Below are 19284 nucleotides of genomic sequence, written 5' to 3' on the forward strand. Positions count from 1 at the left end.
TCTTGAAGATTTTCGTTACTGGCGCAAGCGGTTTTATCGGCGGCTCGATCGCGGCGCATCTGGCGCGCGCCGGTCATGTGGTGCGCGGGCTGATCCGCAAGCCCGAACACAGCGCCGAGCTGCAACGGCTCGGGATCGAGCCGGTCATCGGCACGCTCGACGACCGCGCGTTGCTGATCGCCGAAGCGCAAGCGGCCGACGCGGTGATCAACGCCGCGAGCAGCGACCACGAAGGCGCGGTGCGCGCGCTGATCGACGGGCTCGCGGGTTCGGGCAAGGTGTTCCTGCACACGAGCGGGTCGAGCATCGTCGGCGATGCGTCGGGCGGCGAAGCCCGTGAAGCACGCATCTATCACGAAGACGCGCTGCCCACCCCGAGCGCCGACAAGGCCGCGCGCGTCGCGATCGATCAGCTGGTACTCGACGCCGCGCAACGCAACGTGCGCTCGGCCGTGCTGTGCAACACGCTGATCTACGGTCACGGCGCGGTGGCCGGCAGCGCGAGCGTGCAGTTGCCGCGGCTCGTGCGCCAGGCGCAAAAGAGCGGCGTCGTGCGTCATGTGGGCAGCGGCGGCAACATCTGGTCGAACGTGCATATCGACGACGTCGCCGAGCTGTATCGTCTCGCGCTCGATAAAACCCCTGCCGGCACGTTCTATTTCGTCGAAAGCGGCGAAGCGTCGTTTAGCGACATGAGCGCCGTGATCGCGCGCGCGATGAAGCTCGGCGCGCCGCAAAACTGGCCGCTCGAAGACGCGAAACAGGAATGGGGCTACGAAATGGCCTCGTACGGTCTCGGCTCGAATAGCCGCGTGCGCGGCGAGCGCGCGCGCAGGCTGCTTGGCTGGCAGCCGCGGCGCACGTCGGTGATCGAATGGATCGAACGCGACATGATGGTGCCGTAAAGCGCCGTCTGACGGGGCTTTGCGCTCGTCACTGGCCGTAAACTGTGTAAGCGCGGCCGTTGCGAATCCGTAAGCTCATTTCGCTAGAATCGCGAGCACCTGACGGTGCGATTTCACCGTCGCATCCCCGCTCCGATTCGACCGATGAGCTTCGCGCTGAACTTCGACTGGCTGACCAACCTGATGGCGATTCTGTTCGTCGTCGCGTGTCTGTACGACACGCGCTACGACGAATACGGCGTTCTGACGCTGGCCGCCGCCGCGATGAGCCTCATCGTGATGGCGATGGAATTGTTCCTCAAACCCGCCTTCGAGATGGCGCTGTAACGCGCTTTGCAGCGCTCATACGGCGCGAAGGCGACGCGCCTGCCAGCGCGGCGCGCGCCCCTCGCCCTCTGCGTCCACCCGCTTCACCACTTCACACCGTGTACGATCCGCAGGCCGGGCACGCCGCGCGCGCGTGATCGTCGTAGCGGTCGTGATGCCTGACCCAGTCGGTCAGATTGTTCTGCTCGTTGCGGCCTTTCGGCGCGATGTCCAGCAGCGCGTAGGTGTTCACGAAGCGCTCGTCGCCGCGCGCGTAGCATGAGTACGTGTGGTACACGTCGCCGTTTTCGTCCTTGTAGAACACGCTGTGGCCGTGCTGCTCGTCGATGCCGACGTCCTGCTCGGTGAAGTTGTAGAACGCCTTTTTGCTCGCCAGCTGCTCGGGCGTGAACGACACGTGGTAGTCGAAATTGAAATCGCTGCCGCTCGACGACACCCACGGAAAGGTCCATCCCATGCGCCGCTTGAACGCGTCGACCTTCTCGAGCGGCGCGTGCGATACCGTCACATAGCTGACGTCGTGATGGACCAGATGCGTGAGAATGCCGGTCATATGGTCCGACAGGAACGAGCAGCCGACGCACCCCTCCTCCCAGTCCGGGCCCAGCATGAAGTGATAAACGATCAGCTGGCTGCGGCCGTCGAACAGTTCCGCGAGCGTCTTGCGGCCATCAGGCGTATCGAACGTATAAAGCTTCTCGACCTTGACCCACGGCAATTCGCGACGCTTGCGCGCGAGTTCGTCGCCGGCGCGCATATGCGCTTTTTCCTCGGCGAGCAGCGCGCGGCTCGCGGCCAGCCACTCTTCCCGGTTGCCGATGCGATGTTGCGGTTCCATCTGCGTCTCCTTTCCTGCGCACGCAGGTCCTGACCATAAGGTTATGGTTTAGAAGCACCGGCGCGGAAGTCAAGGACAGGTGGGCACCAGGGACCGGCCAAAAAGATACGCGGCACGCCGCGGATCGAACCGCGACGCACCGCGTCAAGGTGGAGAACCACGACTGCCTGCAACGAAACTCAGATCGCCCAGCCGCCGAGATAAAACCCGACCAGCACCACCGCGATCGCCACGGTGCCGACATTGAGCTTGCGATACTCGCCGCTGACGACGCGTCCGATCACGAGCGTCGCGAAGCCGAGCATGATGCCGGTCACGATGTTCGCGGTCAGCACGATGAACACCGCGCACACGAGCCCCGCCATCGCATCGACCATGTCGTCCATATGCAGCTTGCTGACGTTCGACAGCATCAGCAGCCCCACGTACATCAGCGCGGGCGCGGTCGCGTACGAAGGCACCAGCGCGGCGAGCGGCGAGAAGAACATCACGACCAGAAACAGCAGACCGACGACCGCCGCCGCCATCCCGGTCTTCGCGCCCGCCGCGACCCCGACCGTCGATTCGATATACGCGGCCGCCGGCGCGCCGCCGAGCAGGCCCGAGAAGATCGAACTCAGCGAATCGGCGGTCAGCGCGCGGCCGCCGTTGATGATGCGGCCGTTCACGTCGAGTTGCCCCGCCTGGCCGGCGACCGCGCGGATCGTGCCGGTCGCGTCGAACACGGCGGTCATCACGAGCGCGAGCACGCTCGGCAGCACCGCCATCGACAGCGCGCCCTTCACGTCCATCGCGCCGATCAGCGACGCATGCCCCGGCGCGCTCAACGACGGCACCGCGAACACGCCGTGAAACGCCACGGCCGGATCGATCGCGAGCCCGATCGCCGAGATCGCGACGATCACGATCAGGATCGAGCCCGGCACGCGCCGCCGCACCAGCCCGAAGATCGCGGCGAGTCCGGCCACCGACATCAGCGCCGGCAACGCCGTGATATTGCCGAGCGACACAGGCAGCCCCGCGCCCGGATTCTTGACGACGAGGCCGACGTCGTTCGCGGCGATCAGCAGCAGGAACAGGCCGATGCCGATGCCGGTGCCGTGCGCGATGCCGGTCGGCAGATTGCGCAGGATCCACGAGCGCACGCCGGTCACCGAAATCGTCGTGAACACGACGCCCATCAGGAACACCGCGCCGAGCGCGACGTTCGGATGCAGGCCCTTGCCGAGCACGAGGCCGAACGCGGTGAACGCGGTCAGCGAGATCGCGCAGCCGATCGCGATCGGCAGACGCGCCCACACGCCCATCAGCAGCGAGCCGAACGCCGTGGTCAGACACACGGCGACGAACACCGCGCTGGTATCGAAGCCCGCCTTGCCGAACATGCCCGGCACGACGAATACCGAATAAACCATCGCGAGGAAGGTCGTGATGCCCGCGACGATCTCCTGGCGCTGCGTGCTGCCGCGCGCGGAAATGTCGAAGTAGCGGTCGATCAAGCCCTTACCGCGGAATGATTCGGTGTCGAAGGATTCGCTCGCGACGTCGGAATTCGCGAGGGCCTGGGGTTCCATCATGATGAGTGCCTCCTTTATCAGCGCGCTGAAACGGCCGCCAGCGCGGCCGTCATCAGGTTCGTCTCGTGGATTTGTTGGTGTGGGTAACGCTTTTCTGAGTCGAAATGTAGGTGAAGCGAACTATGCGTCCAATCGCATGTATGGCATGCCGGACATGTCGCGCGACTTATAACTTTTGCGCGACGGTCGCTCGCCCCAGCACTGCGCGCGTTTACACCTACGGCATTCGAGCGGCCGCGAAACGCGCCGAACCCACTTCGGCGATCGCGTTGCAGGCACGCGACGTGCAACGCAATACCGCCAGAGCATCGGCGAAACGCCTGCAAGCCAGTCCGTGAAAGCCTGCCCGCGCGGCAGCGCAGGTTAAACTCTGGGCCGTACCCCATTCCAACCGCGGCGGCTCATCGCGCCCGTCCGCACCTGCCCGTGGAGTTTTTCCTGATGACTGGCGGTTTTCCGCGCCCCGCCGGGCGCCTGCCGATTGTCCCGTTTGGACCGCTTGGATCGCTTGGCCCGCTCGATTCGCCTGATTCGCTGGAGATGCTTCGACTGTTTCGCTGGCTATGCACCGTGGCCGCGCTGTTCGCGCTCGCCGCGCTGTCCGGTTGCAGCAGCCTGCTGTGGGGTACGCAGCAGGCGCCGATCGTCGACGCGCGGGTGATGCCGGTCGAGCCGGCGAGCGCGCCGGTCGCCGCGTCCGCGCCCGAGCCGGTCGAGACCGAGGCGAACGAGGGGCCCGAGGAGCCGAAGAAGCCGAAGAAACCGGTCGTCAAGCCGCACAAGGTCGAACCGCCGCCGCCCGTCGTCGCGCCGGCTCCGCCGCCGCCGCCCCCCGCCACCGCCGCCGCTGATCGTACTGCGCACGATCGAGCGCAGCGACGCGCGCGCGCTGCTCGACAGCCCGGTGCAGAAGCCCGACGGCAAGGTGGTCGGCCGCGCGATCGACATGACCACCGACGCGGCCGGCAAGCCGCGCGAGATGGTCGTCAATCTGCAGGGCTTCCTCGGCGTCGGAGATCGCAAGGTGAACTTTCCGTGGGGCACGTTCCACTTCACCCCGACCGCGAAGGGCGCGCCGATCACACTCACCGCGACGGCAGTGCCGGCCGCCGCGAACAAGACGAACGCGCTGGAGCTGGCGCTGCTCGATGCGACCGTCGAGCGCGCGAACGGCGCCAAGGTGGGCCGCGTGGTCGACGTGCTGATCGACGGCTACGCACAGCCGCAGGCGGTCGTGCTCGACGTCGGCGGCATCGTCAGCACCGACCGGCGCACGATCGCCGCGAACTGGTCGGCGCTGCGCTTCGTCACGCGCGACAAGGAGCTGCATCCGCAGATCGAGCTGAGCGATGCGCAGATCAACGCGACGCCGCCCTATGTGGCCGACAAGCCGATCCGCGCGGTGTCGCCCGCGCCGCCACCCGCACCGCCTGCGCAGCCTGCCGCGAACGCCGCGCCGGCGGCCTCCGCGCCGCCGGCCGCATCGGCCGTCGCGGTTTCCAACGCACGGGCGGTCCGATGACGGTCCGCACTCAGGTCACGGCGCGAAGTCTGCGCGCGCTCGATTGGCTCAACTTCTTCGTCGCCAACGTGCAGACGGGCTTCGGGCCGTTCATCGCGTCGTACCTCGCGTCGCACAAGTGGACCCAGGGCGAGATCGGCATGGTGCTGTCGGTCGGCACGATCAGCGCGATGGTCAGCCAGGTGCCCGGCGGCGCCGCGGTCGACGCGCTGCGCAACAAGAAAGCGGCGGCCGCATGGGCGATCACCGCGATCATCCTGAGCGCGATGCTGCTCGCGATGAGCCCGACCCTGCTGCCGGTGATCGCCGCCGAGGTGTTCCACGGCTTCGCGAGCTGCATGCTGACGCCGGCGCTCGCGGCGATCTCGTTCGCGCTGGTGGGTCGCGCGAATCTCGGCGACCGGCTCGGCCGCAATGCGCGCTGGGCGTCGATCGGCAGCGCGGTCGCGGCGGGCCTGATGGGTCTGTTCGGCGAGTACTACTCGCCGCGCGCGGTGTTCTTTCTGACCGCCGGTCTCGCCGTTCCAGCGCTGATCGCGCTCTCTATGATCCAGCGCACCGACACCATCGAGCTGCCGCAAGCGGTGCCCACCCCTGAGCAGCTCGAGCGCCGCGAAAGCCTGCGCGAGCTGCTGCGCGACCGGCGCATGCTGCTGTTCGCCGCGTGCATCGTGCTGTTCCATCTGTCGAACGCGGCGATGCTGAACCTCGCAGCCGGCGAAGTGACGGCCGGCATGGGCGACAACGTGCAGCTCGTAATCGCGGCGTGCATCATCGTGCCGCAGGCGATCGTCGCGATTTTGTCGCCGTGGGTCGGACGCTCGGCCGAACGCTGGGGCCGCCGGCCGATCCTGCTGCTCGGCTTCTCCGCACTGCCGATCCGCGCGCTGCTGTTCGCGGGCATCAGCAGCCCTTATCTGCTGGTACCGGTGCAAATGCTCGACGGCTTGAGCGCCGCGGTATTCGGCGTGATGCTGCCGCTGATCGCCGCCGACGTCGCCGGCGACAAGGGCCGCTACAACCTGTGCATCGGCCTGTTCGGACTCGCGGCCGGCATCGGCGCGACGCTGAGCACGACGGCGGCGGGCTTCGTCGCCGATCGTTTCGGCAACATGGTGAGCTTCTTCTGCCTCGCGGCGGCCGGTGCGCTCGCGGTGCTGCTGGTGTGGGCGGCGATGCCCGAGACGCGCGTGGCGGCGGCTAGCAACGGCGATGGCAATGGCGCGGCGGTGCCCGGGCGTGGGAAGTCGGCGGCGCGGTGAGGCGCGTCAGGTGTATCAGTCGGGGCGTGAGCTGACTTGGGCGGCAAGGTTCATGGCTGTCCATAACGTGACGAAACAAGGCTGCGGCTCCCCTTCTTGCAAACCTCACGGTTCCCCTCTGAAGGCTTCACTGCAAAGGGGCACCGATGGCCTCGTCTCGACTGCTTCTCAGGGGAAGATCGGGGTCGTGGGCTCCGCACCTTCGAGATCGGCCTTCGGAAAATGATGCGCGACCATCTGCTCGATCTCCTGTTCGCGCGATCCAGGCACGTCGGCCATGATCAGGATCTGGCCGTCATGTATGGCGCCACGAAAGCGCTCGAGTCGTGCGTTCGGTTCGTCGACGCCGATCATCGTGGCCGTCCAGGCCCCGAAGCCGGCACCTGTCAACGTCAATGCGACGACGGCTCCGCCCGCAATCGTGAGCCCCGCGGGAGGAAACACCAGTGCCACGAGGCCGAGAAGCGCGCCGGTCGCACCGCCGAGCGCCACGCCGCGTTCGAGCGAGTGCACGACGTCGCTGCTTTGCAGTAAGGATGCCTCGGGTAACTGTTCGAGTGCGACGCTGTGATTCGCGAGAACATGGATATGTCGCCATGTGATCCGCGCCCGCAGCAAGTCGTCTACGATCGCCTTCGCCGTCGTCGTGTCAGGTACGAGGAAATAAAGACGTCTCATGTCGGCTCTCCATCAATCAAGGAGTCCCCCAACGGGTCGATGCTGTTTATCGTACCCCTGCCGCGTGCTCGGGAGGCGTAGGTGGCCCGGGAAATCGATGCAGGAGGCGGCCGTTTTGCATTGCATCGCAGCAAGCGACTCCGCCATTCATCCGCCCTATACATGGGGCGCACTTCCCCCCTTGCGCAGCCTTGCACGATGCAGAGGAGAGGACTACCTTTGGTCTAAAGACGTGCCGGCGCGGACAGTACCGAAGTACGGCAAGGCGGCGCCGACGCCTGGAGCCTTTTGTTAGCGGCTGCCAGCGAGTGACGCGCAGCGAGGTGACCTATGTCGCTTGCGATTGCCCTGTTCCTGATCATCGTATTGGCGGTGGGGTTTCACTTTGCCAGCCCGTGGTGGACCACGCCGATCGCCTCGAACTGGGTGCGCATGGACGACATGCTGACGATCACGCTCGTCATTACCGGCGTGTTCTTCATCGCGATCAACCTGTTCATCGTGATCGCATTGCTGCGCTACCGCCACCGCAGGGGTCATCGCGCTGTTTACGAGCCGCACAACAGGCGGCTGGAATGGTGGCTGATCGGCCTGACCTCGGTAGGCGTGGCAGCGTTGCTGGCACCGGGACTCTTCGTCTACGCGGACTACATACGGCCGCCGCGCAACGTGCTGCAGATGGAAGTGTTCGCCCAGCAATGGCAATGGCGCTTCCGCTTTGCCGGCCCCGGTGGCAAGCTGGGTACGACGGACGTTCGCTACATCAGCAACGACAACCCCTTCGGCATGAACCCCGGCGACCCCAACGGCCGTGACAACTACCTGATCGAGACACCCGAGGTGCACCTGCCGTTGAACCGGCCGATCCAGGTCCTGACACGGTCGCGCGACGTGCTGCATGACTTCTACGTACCGCCGTTCCGCGCGCGCATGAACATAGTGCCCGGCATGGTGACCACCTTCTGGTTCACGCCGACCAAGGCCGGGCGTTACGACATTCTGTGCGCGCAGCTTTGCGGTCTCGGGCACGCCAACATGCGCGGCGTGGTGGTAGTGGAAGACGAAGCATCGTTCGCGCGCTGGCTGGCGCAGCAGAGCACGTTCGCGCAGCAGCAGGCCAGGGTGCAGGCCGCAACCGCCGCTGCAGGCGGCGGCGCCCAGGCGCTCGCTAACCAGGGCAAGACGCTCGCAGAGGCCAAGGGCTGCTTCGCCTGCCATACCGTGGACGGCAGTCCGCGCGTGGGCCCCACCTGGAAGGGCCTGTACGGCAAGACCGAAACGATGGCCGACGGCAGCACCGCGAAGGTGGACGAAGCCTATCTGCGCGCCTTCATCCGCAACCCGACGGCCCGCGTCGTGAAGGGCTTCGCACCCATCATGCCGAAGTTCGACCTGAGCGAGCAGGAGCTGACCACGCTGGTGACCTACATCCAATCGCTAGGCGGCCCGGCCGCCACCAGCGCAGCCCAACCCTAGCGGAGCAGACGCAATGACCTACGCGCACCCCGAACACGGCCCGCAAAGCTTCTGGACCCGGTATGTCTGGAGCCAGGACCACAAGGTCATCGCCGTGCAGTACTCGCTGACGGCCATCGCCATCGGCCTCGTCGGCCTTGTCCTGTCGAACCTGATGCGCTTGCAGCTCGGCTTTCCGGGCAAGTTCAGCTTCATCGACGCCAACCACTACTACCAGTTCGTCACGATGCACGGGATGATCATGGTGATCTACCTGCTGACGGCGCTGTTTCTGGGCGGCTTCGGCAACTACCTGATCCCGCTGATGCTGGGCGCGCGCGACATGGTGTTCCCGTTTCTCAACATGCTGAGCTACTGGGTCTACCTGCTGGCCGTGCTGGTGCTGGTGTCGAGCTTCTTCGTGCCAGGCGGGCCGACCGGCGCGGGCTGGACGCTGTATCCACCCCAGGCGATCCTGCCGGGCACGCCGGGCGTGGAATGGGGCATCGTGTTGATGCTGGTGTCGCTGGCGATCTTCATCGTCGCGGCAACGATGGGCGGCTTGAATTACGTCACCACCACACTGCAGGCGCGCACGCGCGGCATGACGCTCATGCGCATGCCGCTCACGGTGTGGGGCATCTTCGCGGCGACCATTCTGGCGCTGCTGGCGTTTCCGGCGCTGTTCGTGTCGGCGGTGATGATGCTGCTCGACAGGACACTCGGCACCAGCTTCTTCGTGCCGGCCGTGGTGTCGATGGGGCAGACGCTCAAGCATGCCGGCGGCAGCCCGCTGCTGTTCCAGCACCTGTTCTGGTTTTTCGGGCATCCGGAGGTCTACATCGTCGCGCTGCCGGCCTTTGGAATCGTGTCGGACCTGATCAGCACCCACGCGCGCAAGAACATCTTCGGCTACAGGATGATGGTGTGGGCCATCATCATCATCGGTGCGCTGAGCTTCGTGGTCTGGGCGCACCACATGTTCATCGCCGGCATGAATCCGTACTTCGGCTTCTTCTTTGCCACGACCACGCTCATCATCGCCGTTCCGACCGCTCTCAAAGTCTACAACTGGGTGCTGACGCTGTGGCGCGGCGATATCCACCTGACCGTGCCGATGCTGTTTGCCATCGGCTTCATCAGCACCTTCGTCCTGGGTGGGCTGACCGGGCTCTACCTCGGCAACGTGAGCGTGGACATTCCGCTGTCGAACACGTACTTCGTGGTGGCGCACTTCCATATGGTGATGGGCGTGTCGCCGATCCTGGTGGTGTTTGGCGGCATCTACCACTGGTATCCGAAGGTGACGGGCCGCATGCTCAACGACACGCTCGGGCGCGTGCACTTCTGGGTTACCTTCGTCGGCACCTATGCGATCTACTTCCCGATGCACTATCTCGGCATCCTGGGCATGCCGCGGCGTTATTACCAGTATGAGGGCTACAGCTTCATTCCGCATTCGGCGCAGACGCTCAACACGTTCATCACCATCGTTGCGCTGATCGTTGCGGCGGCGCAGTTGCTGTTCCTGTACAACCTGGTGTGGAGCCTCGTGCGCGGCAAGCGTGCCGACGGCAACCCGTGGCGCGCCACCACGCTGGAATGGCAGACGCCGCAAACACCGCCCGTGCACGGCAACTGGGGCGCCGTGCAGCCCGTCGTCTACCGCTGGGCGTACGAATACAGCCCGCCGGGGCGCGCGGAAGACTTCGTCCCGCAAAACCAGCCGCCCGAGACGGCGCCCGAACCGGCACCGGCCCACCCGACGCTGCAACCCGGCGAGGCAAGCGAATGACTACACTGCGCCGCTCCTTCGTTCCTGACGCGCCGCCTGTCTTGCCGAATGCGAGCCGCATCGGCCTGATCATCTTCATGGCGGTGGCAACGACATTGTTTTCACTGCTGCTGCTCGCCTATACGATGCGCATGCGCGAGCCCGACTGGCAGCCGATCCCGCATCCGGCTCTGCTGTGGTGGAACACCGGCGCGCTGGTGCTGGCAAGCATCGCCATGCAGCGCGCCCGGCGGATTACCGTGCACCGCGCGGCATGGCTGCTGTCCGGCGGTGTGCTCGCGGCCGTGTTCGTGATCGGACAACTGACCGCCTGGCGCATGCTGTCGGAGGCGGGGCAGACTGTCACCGTCAATCCTTCCAATAGCTTCCTCTACCTGCTCACCGGCCTGCACGGGTTGCATGTGCTGGGCGGGCTGGTGGCCTGGGCCGTGACGATCGCGCGGCTCGAGCGCGGGAACCCGTTCCGGACCCAGCGTGCCATCGCGCTGTGCGCCATCTACTGGCATTTCCTGCTGGCTGTCTGGCTCGTGCTGCTGGCGGCGATGTGGTGGATCACCCCTGGGTTCGTCGCCGCCATCTGCGGGCCGCTGTATGGAGCTGCGCCATGACCACGCCCACGCTCCCGACCGAATCCGCTGTCGCCCCGTCCACCGACGCCGGGCCTGACGGCTGGCGCGGCATCGTCACCGACTGGTCGGCCGACCGCGAGGCCTTCAAGGTGCCGTGGGGCAAGGCGATGATGTGGATCTTCCTGCTGTCGGACACCTTCATCTTCAGCAGTTTCCTGATCGGCTACATGACGGTGCGCATGTCGACCACCGTGCCGTGGCCCGACCCTTCCAAGGTGTTCGGGCTCACTGTCTTCGGCGTGGATGTGCCCTTGCTGCTCATCGCCATCATGACGTTCGTCCTGATCAGCAGCAGCGGCACCATGGCGATGGCTGTCAACTTTGGCTACCGGCGCAACGCCAGGCGCGCCGCCCAACTGTTGCTGGCGACCGCGCTGCTGGGCGCGACCTTCGTGTCGATGCAGGCCTTCGAATGGACCAAGCTGATCGTCCATGAAGGTATCCGCCCCTGGGGTAACCCGCTGGGCGCGGCGCAGTTTGGCGCGTGCTTTTTCATGATCACCGGGTTCCACGGCTTTCACGTGAGTTGCGGCGTGATCTACCTGCTGCTGATAAGACGCAAGATCCTGCAGCCGGGGTTCACCGAGCACGGCAACTTCCAGATCGTGGAGATTGCCGGCTTGTACTGGCACTTCGTCGACCTGGTGTGGGTGTTCATCTTTGCGCTGTTCTATTTGTGGTGAGGCAGACCATGGACCACACCGATCTCGCCCAGCGACCCGACGCCGCGCACGGCCAGCAGCATCCGATCGGCATTTACCTGAAGATCTGGGGCCTGCTGTTCGTACTGAGCACATTGTCGTACATGGTGGATTACTTCCACGTGCAGGGCCTGCTGCGCTGGACGCTGATCATCGTGCTGATGATCGCCAAGGCTGGGCTGATCGTGTCGATTTTCATGCACATGATGTGGGAGCGGCTGGCGCTGGTGTACGCGATCCTGATACCGCCCCTGTGCCTGCTGGTGCTGCTGGTGCTGATGGCTGCCGAAGCGCATCACACCTTCGGCATGCGCGAACTCTTCTTCCATTGATCTCTGCTGAGTCAGTCCGACATCAGATGTTTCGATCAAGTCGTTCAGCACGGAAACAATGTTCGAAACCATTCAATACTTCCCTCGGTTCCGTCAAGCATGGAATCCGCCGCCGGATACTTGCACGCATCAGCGGGGTTCATTCAGCGCGGGGGCGTGCCTGGAACGCACCGCTCCAAATACAAAACGGCCCGACAAATGCCGGGCCGTTCATGTTTCCCCGCTCGCTGAAAACTTCGGCGAAAAACACCTTCGAATCAGGCGTGCTTCTCACTGAATTCGCTGAGCGGCACAGGCTGCTTGAGCGGATCGAAGTCGGCCCACCGCCCTTGTTGCCAGTTGCCGGTCGCGCGTTCGATCGCCGCGCCTCCCGCATCGCGCAGCACCCGTGCGGCGTCCAACTGGTTGTCCGGCGACACGTGTACGGCCACCAGCACGCCGGAACCACGGATTTCTTCGTCGCTGGCTTCCTGCGTGCGCATCATCGCGCCGACCAAAGCACCGACATACGCACTCACCCCGGCTGCGATCAGCGACACGATGAGCGGCGCCGAAAACACCGCGAAGATCCCGACGCCTAGCACGGCGCCAACCGCTGCGCCAATCGTGACGCCAATCTCGGCACCCTTCGGCGCCTCTCTCGCGTTTGCGTCGGTGCTGGTACCACCGCCGGGCTGAAAACGTGCGTGCTGGCCGGGCGGATTGACGAAAAACAGGGTGACGTCCTCCTCGACGAAACCGGCATTGAAGAGCCGTTGCACCGCCTCTTCAGCGGCGGGGAATGTCGTAAAGCGTGCTGCGACGATGAGTGACATGTGGCCTCCTTCCATCATTGACTAGCGGTAGCAGACTATGCCGCCCCACCTCACCCGTGCCGAGGCAAAGGTGCACGCGGTGGCACGCTCCGGGACTACGCCATGGTGCCGCGATCGGGTTCCATTCCGTCCACTCTGAACAGTCCGCTATGTAACACTACGCCTTTGCCGCCGTTCTGGTTGATCACTTTCGCGCACACCGAACGGATACGCTTGCGGCCGTTGCCGAAAGCAGACATCAAGGCATTTGATCCCCCACTGCGAGTTAAAAGATTAATTATCGATCCGCTGACACGACTGCACGCCACGTGGTCGCCAGAACGAAGATCATCCTCGGGCTGACGATAGTCACGCGGCGCTATCAATCTCGCGACATAGAGAACTAGAATGAATTATCCGAATCAATCGGGAGAAAAATCGTGCAACTTCACATGGGTTCCCATCAATTCACACACGGCCAGCCCGACTGGCGGGCAGCCGTGCTGGCAGGCGTCATCGCGGGGGCTGTGTTCCTGGCGTTAGGAGTTGTCCTGATGGCAGTGATGACGGGCGGAAGTCTGCTGGAGCCCCCACGCATGGTCGCAGCGATCATGCTGGGACGAGGCGCATTGCAATCGCCGCAATCATTCTCAATTGGCATCGTGCTCGCGGCCTTTGTGGTGCATTTTGGCCTTGCCATCGTATTGGCGCTTATCCTCGGTCTGATCATGACGTCATTCAAGCTTGACTCGAGCATGGGAATGGCTTCACTGGCGGGTGGCGCTTTCGCTGTACTCGTTTACCTGATCAATTTCTACGGCATGACCCAGTTTTTTCCGTGGTTTGCAGAAGCGCGCAACGGCGCCAGCCTGTTCGTTCACATCGTCTTCGGTATCTGCGTCGCGAACCTGTACATGAGACTGGAGCGCAACAGAGTCAGGGCGGACGCGGGCGGCCCGTCGTAGCCCGGTCGTAATCAAACGAGCAGGTCACGAATTCACCGGTGATGCGCGGTGTTCGTATTGACACCGCGGTGCAAATGACAAAAGAGGCGCGATCGAAATAATCACGCCTCTTTTTTACAGCCGACCGCAGTCCCCGTCACGTCAATCGATCGCCCTGCCCGCGGTCTCGCGCATGAACGGCAGCGGCAGCAACGACACGACGCCGCAGCCGATCAGATACCACGCCGGCGCGAGATTGCTGCCCGAAACCTGAATCAGCCAGGTCGCGAAGAACTGCGCGAAGCCGCCGAAAATCGACACGCCGAGGCAGTACACGATCGACATGCCGGTCGCGCGAATCGCGCGCGGGAACAGCTCAGGCAGCATCACGATGTTCGGCACCGCAGTGAACGTGACGAGCAGCGCGAGGCCCGCGACCACCGCGAGCAGCACCGGCACCGTCGGCGAAGCATTGATCGTCATGAACGCCGGATAGACGGCGAAAATCAGCAACACGCGCGATACCCACAGCACGCGCTTGCGGCCGACCCGATCGGACAGCGCGCCCGCGAACGGCGAGCAGATCACCGTGACCACCGCGCCGGTCCACGCGGCCCACAGCGCGATCGCCATCGGCAGATGCAGGATGCGGATCGCGTATGTCGACAGATAGAACAGCACGATGTAGTTCGCCGCGGTGCCGCCGATCGTCGTCAGCACGCCGGTCGTGATCGAGCGTGCGTGGTCGCGGAACAGGTCGCGGACCGGCAGCGACGGAGTTTGCGCCACGGGCTGCGCACCCATTTCACCAGCCGCTGCCGCGCCATCTTCGACACCCGGCAGCGTCTCGTCGAGATGCCGCCGGATGTAGATGCCGATCGGCCCCATCGCCATGCCGATCACGAACGGCACGCGCCAGCCCCAGCTTTCGAGCGCGGCCGGCGACAGCGTCGCGGCCACCGCGACGCCGAGCAGCGACCCCACCACCGTGTTCATCCCCTGGCTCACGAACTGCCAGCTGCCGTAAAAGCCGCGCGTGCGATCGCTGCCGTATTCGAGCAGCAGCGCCGTCGATGCGCCCACCTCGCCGCCCAGCGCAAAGCCCTGGATCAGCCGCGCGAGAATCACGAGCAGCGGCGCCGCGACGCCGATCGCCGCATAGGTCGGCGCGAACGCGATGATCGCCGAACCGAGCGTCATCAGCCACAGCGTCAGGCTCATTGCGGCCTTGCGTCCGGCGCGGTCCGCGTAGCCGCCCAGCACGATGCCGCCCACCGGCCGCATGATGAATCCGACGCCGAACGTGCCGACCGCGAGCATCAGTTGCACGAGTTGTCCCTCGACCGGGAAATACAGCTTGCCGATGATCGTCGCGAAGAAGCTGTAGATCGTGAAGTCGAAAAACTCGAGGCCGTTGCCGAGCGTGATCGCGGCGATCGCCTTTGCGTGGCCGACGCGCTTTTGAGCTTGATCGGCGAGGCGCGACGCATCGAGCGCATCGAGTCCGTTGGCGGCCGCGGGCCGCGGTGTGGCGGAATAGTCCATTTGTGTCTCCATCGTTATCCTTGTGCTGCGAGGGCAACGCGCTCGCGCGCCGCCGCGTCAAACGAGGAACGTCTGCGCGAGCTTGACCCAGTAGGCCGCGCCGGTCGCGAGGCAGGCGTCGTTGAAGTCGTAGCCGGGGTTGTGGACCATGCAGCCGCCCTCGCCGTCACCGTTGCCGATGATCAGATAGCTGCCCGGGCAGCGTTCGAGCAGGAACGCGAAGTCCTCGCTGCCGGTCAGCGGCTGCATGTCGCGAATCAGCCCGTCTTCGCCGAGCCAATCGAGCGCAACCTGGCGCGCGAGCGCGGTCATGGCCGCATCGTTGACGAGCACCGGATAGCGGCGCTGATAGTCGACCTCGGCGCGCGCGCCGAATACGGCTGCCTGGCCGGTCGCGACCTCGGTGATGCGCTGCTGCAGTTGGTCGCGGACCTCGGGCCGCAGCGCGCGCACCGACAGGCGCATCTCGGCGGTTTCGGGAATCACGTTCGGCGCTTCGCCGGCGTGAATCGCGCCGACCGTGATGATCGACATATCGAGCGGCGCGATATTGCGCGACACGATGGACTGCAGCGCGAGCACGATCTGCGCGCACACGACGACCGGATCGACCGCCTTGTGCGGCACCGCGCCATGACCGCCGCGGCCGATCACCTTGATGATCACCGTATCCGACGACGCCATGAACGACCCCGGCATGAAGCCCAGCTTGCCAGTGGGAAAGCCCGGCATGTTGTGCATCGCGAACACGGCGTCGCAGGGGAACTGCTCGAACAGGCCGTCGTCGAGCATTTTCTTCGCGCCGGCAAGCCCTTCCTCGGCCGGCTGGAAGATCAGATTCAGCGTGCCGTCGAAACTCTTTTCATGCGCCAGATACCTGGCGGCGGCGAGCAGCATCGCCGTGTGGCCGTCGTGACCGCATGCGTGCATCTTGCCGGGCCGCTTGCTCGCGTATGGCAGGCCGGTGGTTTCCTGGATCGGCAGCGCGTCCATGTCGGCGCGCAGGCCGAGCCGGCGCGTGCCGTTGCCGAGCTTCAGTTGACCGACCACGCCCGTTTGCCCGAAGCCGCGATGCACGGTGTAGCCCCACTCCCGCAGGCGTTCGGCGACCAGATCGCCGGTCGCGAACTCCTCGTAGGCGAGCTCCGGATGCGCGTGGATGCTGTGTCGCAGCGCGACCATTTCCTGTTCGATTTCGGCGATGCCCGCCGGAATGACCATCGTGTTCATGCCGTCTGTCTCCATGTCAGCGTGAACCGAGCATAGCCGTGCCGAATTTCGAGAGGCAGGCGTAGAATCGTTGCGGGTGCCAACCACTGGTTGCCCCCTTTCATCCTCCTGATTCGCATGAAACTGCATCAGCTCAATACCTTGGCCGCGATCGCGGATACCGGAAGTATTCGGGCTGCCGCCCGCTCGCTGGGGCGGTCGCCGGCCGCCGTGACCAAGGCGATGCGCGAACTCGAAGCCGACCTGCACGCGCCGCTGATCGTGCGCAGCGCGAGCGGCGTCGCGTTCACCGAGTTCGGCCGCGCGCTCGTCGTGCATGCGCGGCTCGTGCTCGGCCAGTTGCAGCGCGCGCAAGCCGAGATCGAGGCATTGCGCGGAGCCGCGGCCGGCAAGCTGTCGATCGGCGTCACGCCGTGGGTCGCGCTGACCTTTCTGCCGCCCGCCGTGCGGCGTTTTCGCGAACGGATGCCGGACGTGCAACTGGAATTTTTCGAAGGCCTGCTCGCGGTCGTGCAGCCGCGTCTGCGCGACGGCAGCCTCGATTTTTCGATCGGTCGGCCGCCGCCCGCGTCGCCGCAGTCGGAGTTTCAGAACGCGCCGCTCTTTTCGACGCACGCGGCGGTGGTCACGCGGCGCGACCATCCGAAGGCCGGATGCCGCATGCTGCTCGACCTTCAGAACGAGGAATGGATCCTCAACTGGGACCCGGCGAGCCGCGAGTCGATGTCGAACAATCTGTTCGTCAAGCGCGGCATGCGGGTGCCGCACACGATCGTGCTCGCGCATTCGCTCGCGATCGTGCTAGGCCTGCTCGCGCACACGGACATGGTCAGCATCTTTCCGTGGCCGCTCGTCGAGGCGATACGCGCGAAGGAAAACCTGTGGGCGCTGCCGCTGCGCGAAACGCTCGACGAAACCATCATCAGCATCACGTCGCGGCGCGGTGCGCCGACGAGCCCGGCGGCCGCCTGCTTTCTCGACTGCCTGCGCGAGACGATCGACGAAGGCGCGCGCTCGCAGAACCCCGAACAGCGCCGGCTGTTTCATTCGATCGAACTGATGCTGTAGCGCTCGGAGCGTTCCTGCATGCGCCTTCGCTGTGTCGTCAATCGAGAAACTCGCCGGCCCGCTTCCTGAGCATCGCGCTGAAATCGTCGAGCCAGCCGATCGACAGCCGCCAGCTCTGCCAGTACAGATCGACGTCGATATGCTTGCCCGGCGCGACCTCGACCAGTTCGCCGCGCTGCAGATGCCCAGCGACCATCCGCTCCGGGCACATGCCCCAGCCGAGGCTCATCACGCACGCGCGCATAAAGCCGGCGACGTGCGGAATCCAGTGCAGCGGCGGATCGATCTCCGCGCGTGTGATGCGCCGCATGAAGCGCTTTTGCAGCTGATCCTTGGGGTTGAAGTCGACGCACGGCGTGCGCCGCAGGCTGTCGCGCGTGACGCCGTCGGCGAAATAGCGCGCGAAAAACGCCGGTGAGCACACCGCGAGGTATCGCATGCGGCCGAGGCGCGTCGAGCGGCAGCCCTGCACCGGTTCGGCCTGCGTCGTGATCGCGCCCTGCACGCTGCCGTCGCGGATGCGCTGCGCGGTGTAGTCCTGGTCGTCGATCACGAGGTCGAGCAGCATCTCGCGTTCGACGCAGAACGGCGCGACCGCGTCGATGAACCAGGTGCCGACGCTGTCGTCATTGACGGCGACGCGCAGCGCCGGCCACTGCTCGACGAGCGCGCCGGGCAGTGTCGGCAGGCGGCCGTTCAGCTCCGCTTCGAGCAATTGCACGCGCTCGGTGTGGCGGCACAGCAGCGCGCCCGAGGTGGTGGCGACGCACGGCTGACCGCGCTTCACCAGCACGCTGCCGACGCGCTCCTCGAGCAGCTTGACCCGCTGCGACACCGCGGACGCAGTGATATTCAGCTCGCTTGCAGCACGGTCGAACGAGCCGTGGCGGACCACGGCGGCCAGCGCATCGAGCAAGGCGTAGTCGAGCATTAGCGTTCCTTAATCGGCATTAAGTAAATTAGGTTCTCTTATGTGACGCAATCACGCAGACTAGCGCGGCTGGAATATCCCGTCTATCCCTACTGCTTCCATTTTTCGGACCATTTATGAACTGGCTGTCTTTCTCCCACGGCGCGGCGCTGTGCGCATCACTGATCGTGACGATCGGCGCGCAGAATGCGTTCGTCCTGCGGCAGGGCATCATGCGCTCGCACGTCGGCAAGATCGTGCTGTTGTGCACGTTGTCGGATTTCATTCTGATCGGCGCAGGCGTCGGCGGCGCCGCGGTGCTGATGGAGCGCTACCCGCGCTTCGTACACGCGATGCTCTACGTCGGGCTCGCGTATCTGGCCTGGTTCGGCATCAGCGCGCTGCGCCGCGCGGTACGGCCGGGACACGCGGTGCTCGACGGTTCGAGCGGCGCATCCGCCGATCAAGTCCCGCCCACGCAACGCGCGCTGCCGATCATCCTGATGACGCTCGCGTTCACGTGGCTCAATCCGCACGTCTATCTGGACACGTTTCTGTTGATCGGCACGGCCGGCGCGCGCGAACCGCAAGGCGCGCGGGTCGCCTTCGCGCTCGGCGCGATGACGGTCAGCGCGGTGTGGTTCGTCGCGCTCGGCTATGGCGCGCGCATGCTGGCGCCGCTGTTTCGCCGCGCGACTGCGTGGCGTGTGCTGGATGGCGGGATCGGCAGCATGGTGTTGCTGCTGGCGGTTACGCAGTTGCGTTGAGCGTT

The 19284-nt window shown here is 65.1% G+C and carries 18 protein-coding genes and 1 pseudogene; 12 read left to right on the plus strand and 7 right to left on the minus strand.

The genetic code is table 11. The features are described from left to right. The first annotated feature begins 2 nt into the window (after positions 1-2). Entirely contained in the window at positions 3-905 is a 903-nt protein-coding gene (locus tag G5S42_RS23635) for an NAD-dependent epimerase/dehydratase family protein (RefSeq protein ID WP_176110612.1), read from the plus strand. A gap of 144 nt (positions 906-1049) precedes the next feature. Further along, a complete protein-coding gene (locus G5S42_RS23640) occupies positions 1050-1232 on the plus strand; it encodes a hypothetical protein (protein ID WP_176108988.1) in 183 nt (60 codons plus the stop codon). Between the two features lie 91 nt (positions 1233-1323). On the opposite strand, the gene G5S42_RS23645 is transcribed toward G5S42_RS23640, so the two are convergent. Then, positions 1324-2070: a DUF899 domain-containing protein gene (locus G5S42_RS23645; protein WP_176108989.1), complete on the minus strand. Its 747-nt coding sequence runs from the start codon at positions 2068-2070 to the stop codon at positions 1324-1326. Between the two features lie 179 nt (positions 2071-2249). Beyond that, on the minus strand, positions 2250-3644 hold the full coding sequence (locus G5S42_RS23650) for an NCS2 family permease (RefSeq protein ID WP_376776954.1): 1395 nt from the start codon (positions 3642-3644) through the stop codon (positions 2250-2252). A gap of 543 nt (positions 3645-4187) precedes the next feature. Here G5S42_RS23650 and G5S42_RS23655 point away from each other — a divergent pair. Both G5S42_RS23655 and G5S42_RS23660 read left to right on the plus strand, forming a co-directional pair. Beyond that, positions 4188-5169, plus strand: a pseudogene (locus G5S42_RS23655) (PRC-barrel domain containing protein). Next, entirely contained in the window at positions 5166-6431 is a 1266-nt protein-coding gene (locus tag G5S42_RS23660) for an MFS transporter (RefSeq protein ID WP_176108991.1), read from the plus strand. The pseudogene G5S42_RS23655 and the gene G5S42_RS23660 overlap by 4 nt, the downstream one beginning before the upstream one ends. A gap of 168 nt (positions 6432-6599) precedes the next feature. Here the strand turns inward: G5S42_RS23660 and G5S42_RS23665 are convergent, their stop codons facing one another. Further along, a complete protein-coding gene (locus tag G5S42_RS23665; protein WP_176108992.1) occupies positions 6600-7109 on the minus strand; it encodes a DUF1269 domain-containing protein in 510 nt (169 codons plus the stop codon). A gap of 330 nt (positions 7110-7439) precedes the next feature. Here G5S42_RS23665 and G5S42_RS23670 point away from each other — a divergent pair, with 330 nt between their 5' ends. Genes G5S42_RS23670 through G5S42_RS23690 form a run of 5 tightly spaced genes read left to right on the plus strand, consistent with a single transcriptional unit; the run spans position 7440 to position 12021 of the window. Beyond that, on the plus strand, positions 7440-8585 hold the full coding sequence (locus G5S42_RS23670; protein WP_176108993.1) for a c-type cytochrome: 1146 nt from the start codon (positions 7440-7442) through the stop codon (positions 8583-8585). Between the two features lie 13 nt (positions 8586-8598). Beyond that, on the plus strand, positions 8599-10359 hold the full coding sequence (gene ctaD, locus G5S42_RS23675; RefSeq protein WP_176108994.1) for a cytochrome c oxidase subunit I: 1761 nt from the start codon (positions 8599-8601) through the stop codon (positions 10357-10359). Then, positions 10356-10967 carry a cytochrome c oxidase subunit 3 gene (locus G5S42_RS23680; RefSeq protein WP_176108995.1) on the plus strand — a complete coding sequence of 204 codons (612 nt, stop codon included), beginning with the start codon at positions 10356-10358 and terminating at the stop codon, positions 10965-10967. The genes ctaD and G5S42_RS23680 overlap by 4 nt, the downstream gene beginning before the upstream one ends. Continuing rightward, entirely contained in the window at positions 10964-11671 is a 708-nt protein-coding gene (locus tag G5S42_RS23685) for a heme-copper oxidase subunit III family protein (protein ID WP_176108996.1), read from the plus strand. The genes G5S42_RS23680 and G5S42_RS23685 overlap by 4 nt, the downstream gene beginning before the upstream one ends. 8 nt (positions 11672-11679) lie before the next feature. Further along, positions 11680-12021: a cytochrome C oxidase subunit IV family protein gene (locus G5S42_RS23690; protein ID WP_176108997.1), complete on the plus strand. Its 342-nt coding sequence runs from the start codon at positions 11680-11682 to the stop codon at positions 12019-12021. A 257-nt stretch (positions 12022-12278) separates the two neighbouring features. On the opposite strand, the gene G5S42_RS23695 is transcribed toward G5S42_RS23690, so the two are convergent. Next, positions 12279-12836 carry a glycine zipper domain-containing protein gene (locus tag G5S42_RS23695; RefSeq protein ID WP_176108998.1) on the minus strand — a complete coding sequence of 186 codons (558 nt, stop codon included), beginning with the start codon at positions 12834-12836 and terminating at the stop codon, positions 12279-12281. A gap of 431 nt (positions 12837-13267) precedes the next feature. Here G5S42_RS23695 and G5S42_RS23700 point away from each other — a divergent pair, with 431 nt between their 5' ends. Next, positions 13268-13780 carry a hypothetical protein gene (locus G5S42_RS23700; RefSeq protein WP_217710160.1) on the plus strand — a complete coding sequence of 171 codons (513 nt, stop codon included), beginning with the start codon at positions 13268-13270 and terminating at the stop codon, positions 13778-13780. A 141-nt stretch (positions 13781-13921) separates the two neighbouring features. On the opposite strand, the gene G5S42_RS23705 is transcribed toward G5S42_RS23700, so the two are convergent. Then, a complete protein-coding gene (locus G5S42_RS23705) occupies positions 13922-15304 on the minus strand; it encodes an MFS transporter (protein WP_176109000.1) in 1383 nt (460 codons plus the stop codon). A 57-nt stretch (positions 15305-15361) separates the two neighbouring features. Continuing rightward, positions 15362-16534: a M20 aminoacylase family protein gene (locus G5S42_RS23710; RefSeq protein ID WP_176109001.1), complete on the minus strand. Its 1173-nt coding sequence runs from the start codon at positions 16532-16534 to the stop codon at positions 15362-15364. 117 nt (positions 16535-16651) lie between these two features. Between G5S42_RS23710 and G5S42_RS23715 the strand changes: the two genes are divergently transcribed. Next, positions 16652-17602 carry a LysR family transcriptional regulator gene (locus G5S42_RS23715; RefSeq protein WP_176109002.1) on the plus strand — a complete coding sequence of 317 codons (951 nt, stop codon included), beginning with the start codon at positions 16652-16654 and terminating at the stop codon, positions 17600-17602. 37 nt (positions 17603-17639) lie between these two features. Here the strand turns inward: G5S42_RS23715 and G5S42_RS23720 are convergent, their stop codons facing one another. Then, positions 17640-18533, minus strand: coding sequence for a LysR family transcriptional regulator ArgP (locus tag G5S42_RS23720; RefSeq protein ID WP_176109003.1), 894 nt, complete (start codon positions 18531-18533; stop codon positions 17640-17642). 116 nt (positions 18534-18649) lie between these two features. Between G5S42_RS23720 and G5S42_RS23725 the strand changes: the two genes are divergently transcribed. After that, positions 18650-19279, plus strand: coding sequence for a LysE/ArgO family amino acid transporter (locus tag G5S42_RS23725; RefSeq protein ID WP_176109004.1), 630 nt, complete (start codon positions 18650-18652; stop codon positions 19277-19279). Positions 19280-19284 lie beyond the last annotated feature (5 nt).

Source organism: Paraburkholderia youngii, assembly GCF_013366925.1.
GTDB classification, from domain to species: Bacteria; Pseudomonadota; Gammaproteobacteria; order Burkholderiales; family Burkholderiaceae; genus Paraburkholderia; species Paraburkholderia youngii.

What these genes read in the sequence shown, in the direction of transcription:
- G5S42_RS23705 (WP_176109000.1), bottom strand. Translation starts at nt 15,304, where the DNA reads ATGGACTATTCCGCCACACCGCGGCCCGCGGCCGCCAACGGACTCGAT.
- G5S42_RS23685 (WP_176108996.1), top strand. Translation starts at nt 10,964, where the DNA reads ATGACCACGCCCACGCTCCCGACCGAATCCGCTGTCGCCCCGTCCACC.
- G5S42_RS23700 (WP_217710160.1), top strand. Translation starts at nt 13,268, where the DNA reads ATGGGTTCCCATCAATTCACACACGGCCAGCCCGACTGGCGGGCAGCC.
- G5S42_RS23670 (WP_176108993.1), top strand. Translation starts at nt 7,440, where the DNA reads ATGTCGCTTGCGATTGCCCTGTTCCTGATCATCGTATTGGCGGTGGGG.
- G5S42_RS23680 (WP_176108995.1), top strand. Translation starts at nt 10,356, where the DNA reads ATGACTACACTGCGCCGCTCCTTCGTTCCTGACGCGCCGCCTGTCTTG.
- G5S42_RS23710 (WP_176109001.1), bottom strand. Translation starts at nt 16,534, where the DNA reads ATGAACACGATGGTCATTCCGGCGGGCATCGCCGAAATCGAACAGGAA.
- G5S42_RS23690 (WP_176108997.1), top strand. Translation starts at nt 11,680, where the DNA reads ATGGACCACACCGATCTCGCCCAGCGACCCGACGCCGCGCACGGCCAG.
- G5S42_RS23660 (WP_176108991.1), top strand. Translation starts at nt 5,166, where the DNA reads ATGACGGTCCGCACTCAGGTCACGGCGCGAAGTCTGCGCGCGCTCGAT.
- G5S42_RS23665 (WP_176108992.1), bottom strand. Translation starts at nt 7,109, where the DNA reads ATGAGACGTCTTTATTTCCTCGTACCTGACACGACGACGGCGAAGGCG.
- G5S42_RS23640 (WP_176108988.1), top strand. Translation starts at nt 1,050, where the DNA reads ATGAGCTTCGCGCTGAACTTCGACTGGCTGACCAACCTGATGGCGATT.
- ctaD (WP_176108994.1), top strand. Translation starts at nt 8,599, where the DNA reads ATGACCTACGCGCACCCCGAACACGGCCCGCAAAGCTTCTGGACCCGG.
- G5S42_RS23725 (WP_176109004.1), top strand. Translation starts at nt 18,650, where the DNA reads ATGAACTGGCTGTCTTTCTCCCACGGCGCGGCGCTGTGCGCATCACTG.
- G5S42_RS23645 (WP_176108989.1), bottom strand. Translation starts at nt 2,070, where the DNA reads ATGGAACCGCAACATCGCATCGGCAACCGGGAAGAGTGGCTGGCCGCG.
- G5S42_RS23695 (WP_176108998.1), bottom strand. Translation starts at nt 12,836, where the DNA reads ATGTCACTCATCGTCGCAGCACGCTTTACGACATTCCCCGCCGCTGAA.
- G5S42_RS23650 (WP_376776954.1), bottom strand. Translation starts at nt 3,644, where the DNA reads ATGGAACCCCAGGCCCTCGCGAATTCCGACGTCGCGAGCGAATCCTTC.
- G5S42_RS23720 (WP_176109003.1), bottom strand. Translation starts at nt 18,533, where the DNA reads ATGCTCGACTACGCCTTGCTCGATGCGCTGGCCGCCGTGGTCCGCCAC.
- G5S42_RS23715 (WP_176109002.1), top strand. Translation starts at nt 16,652, where the DNA reads ATGAAACTGCATCAGCTCAATACCTTGGCCGCGATCGCGGATACCGGA.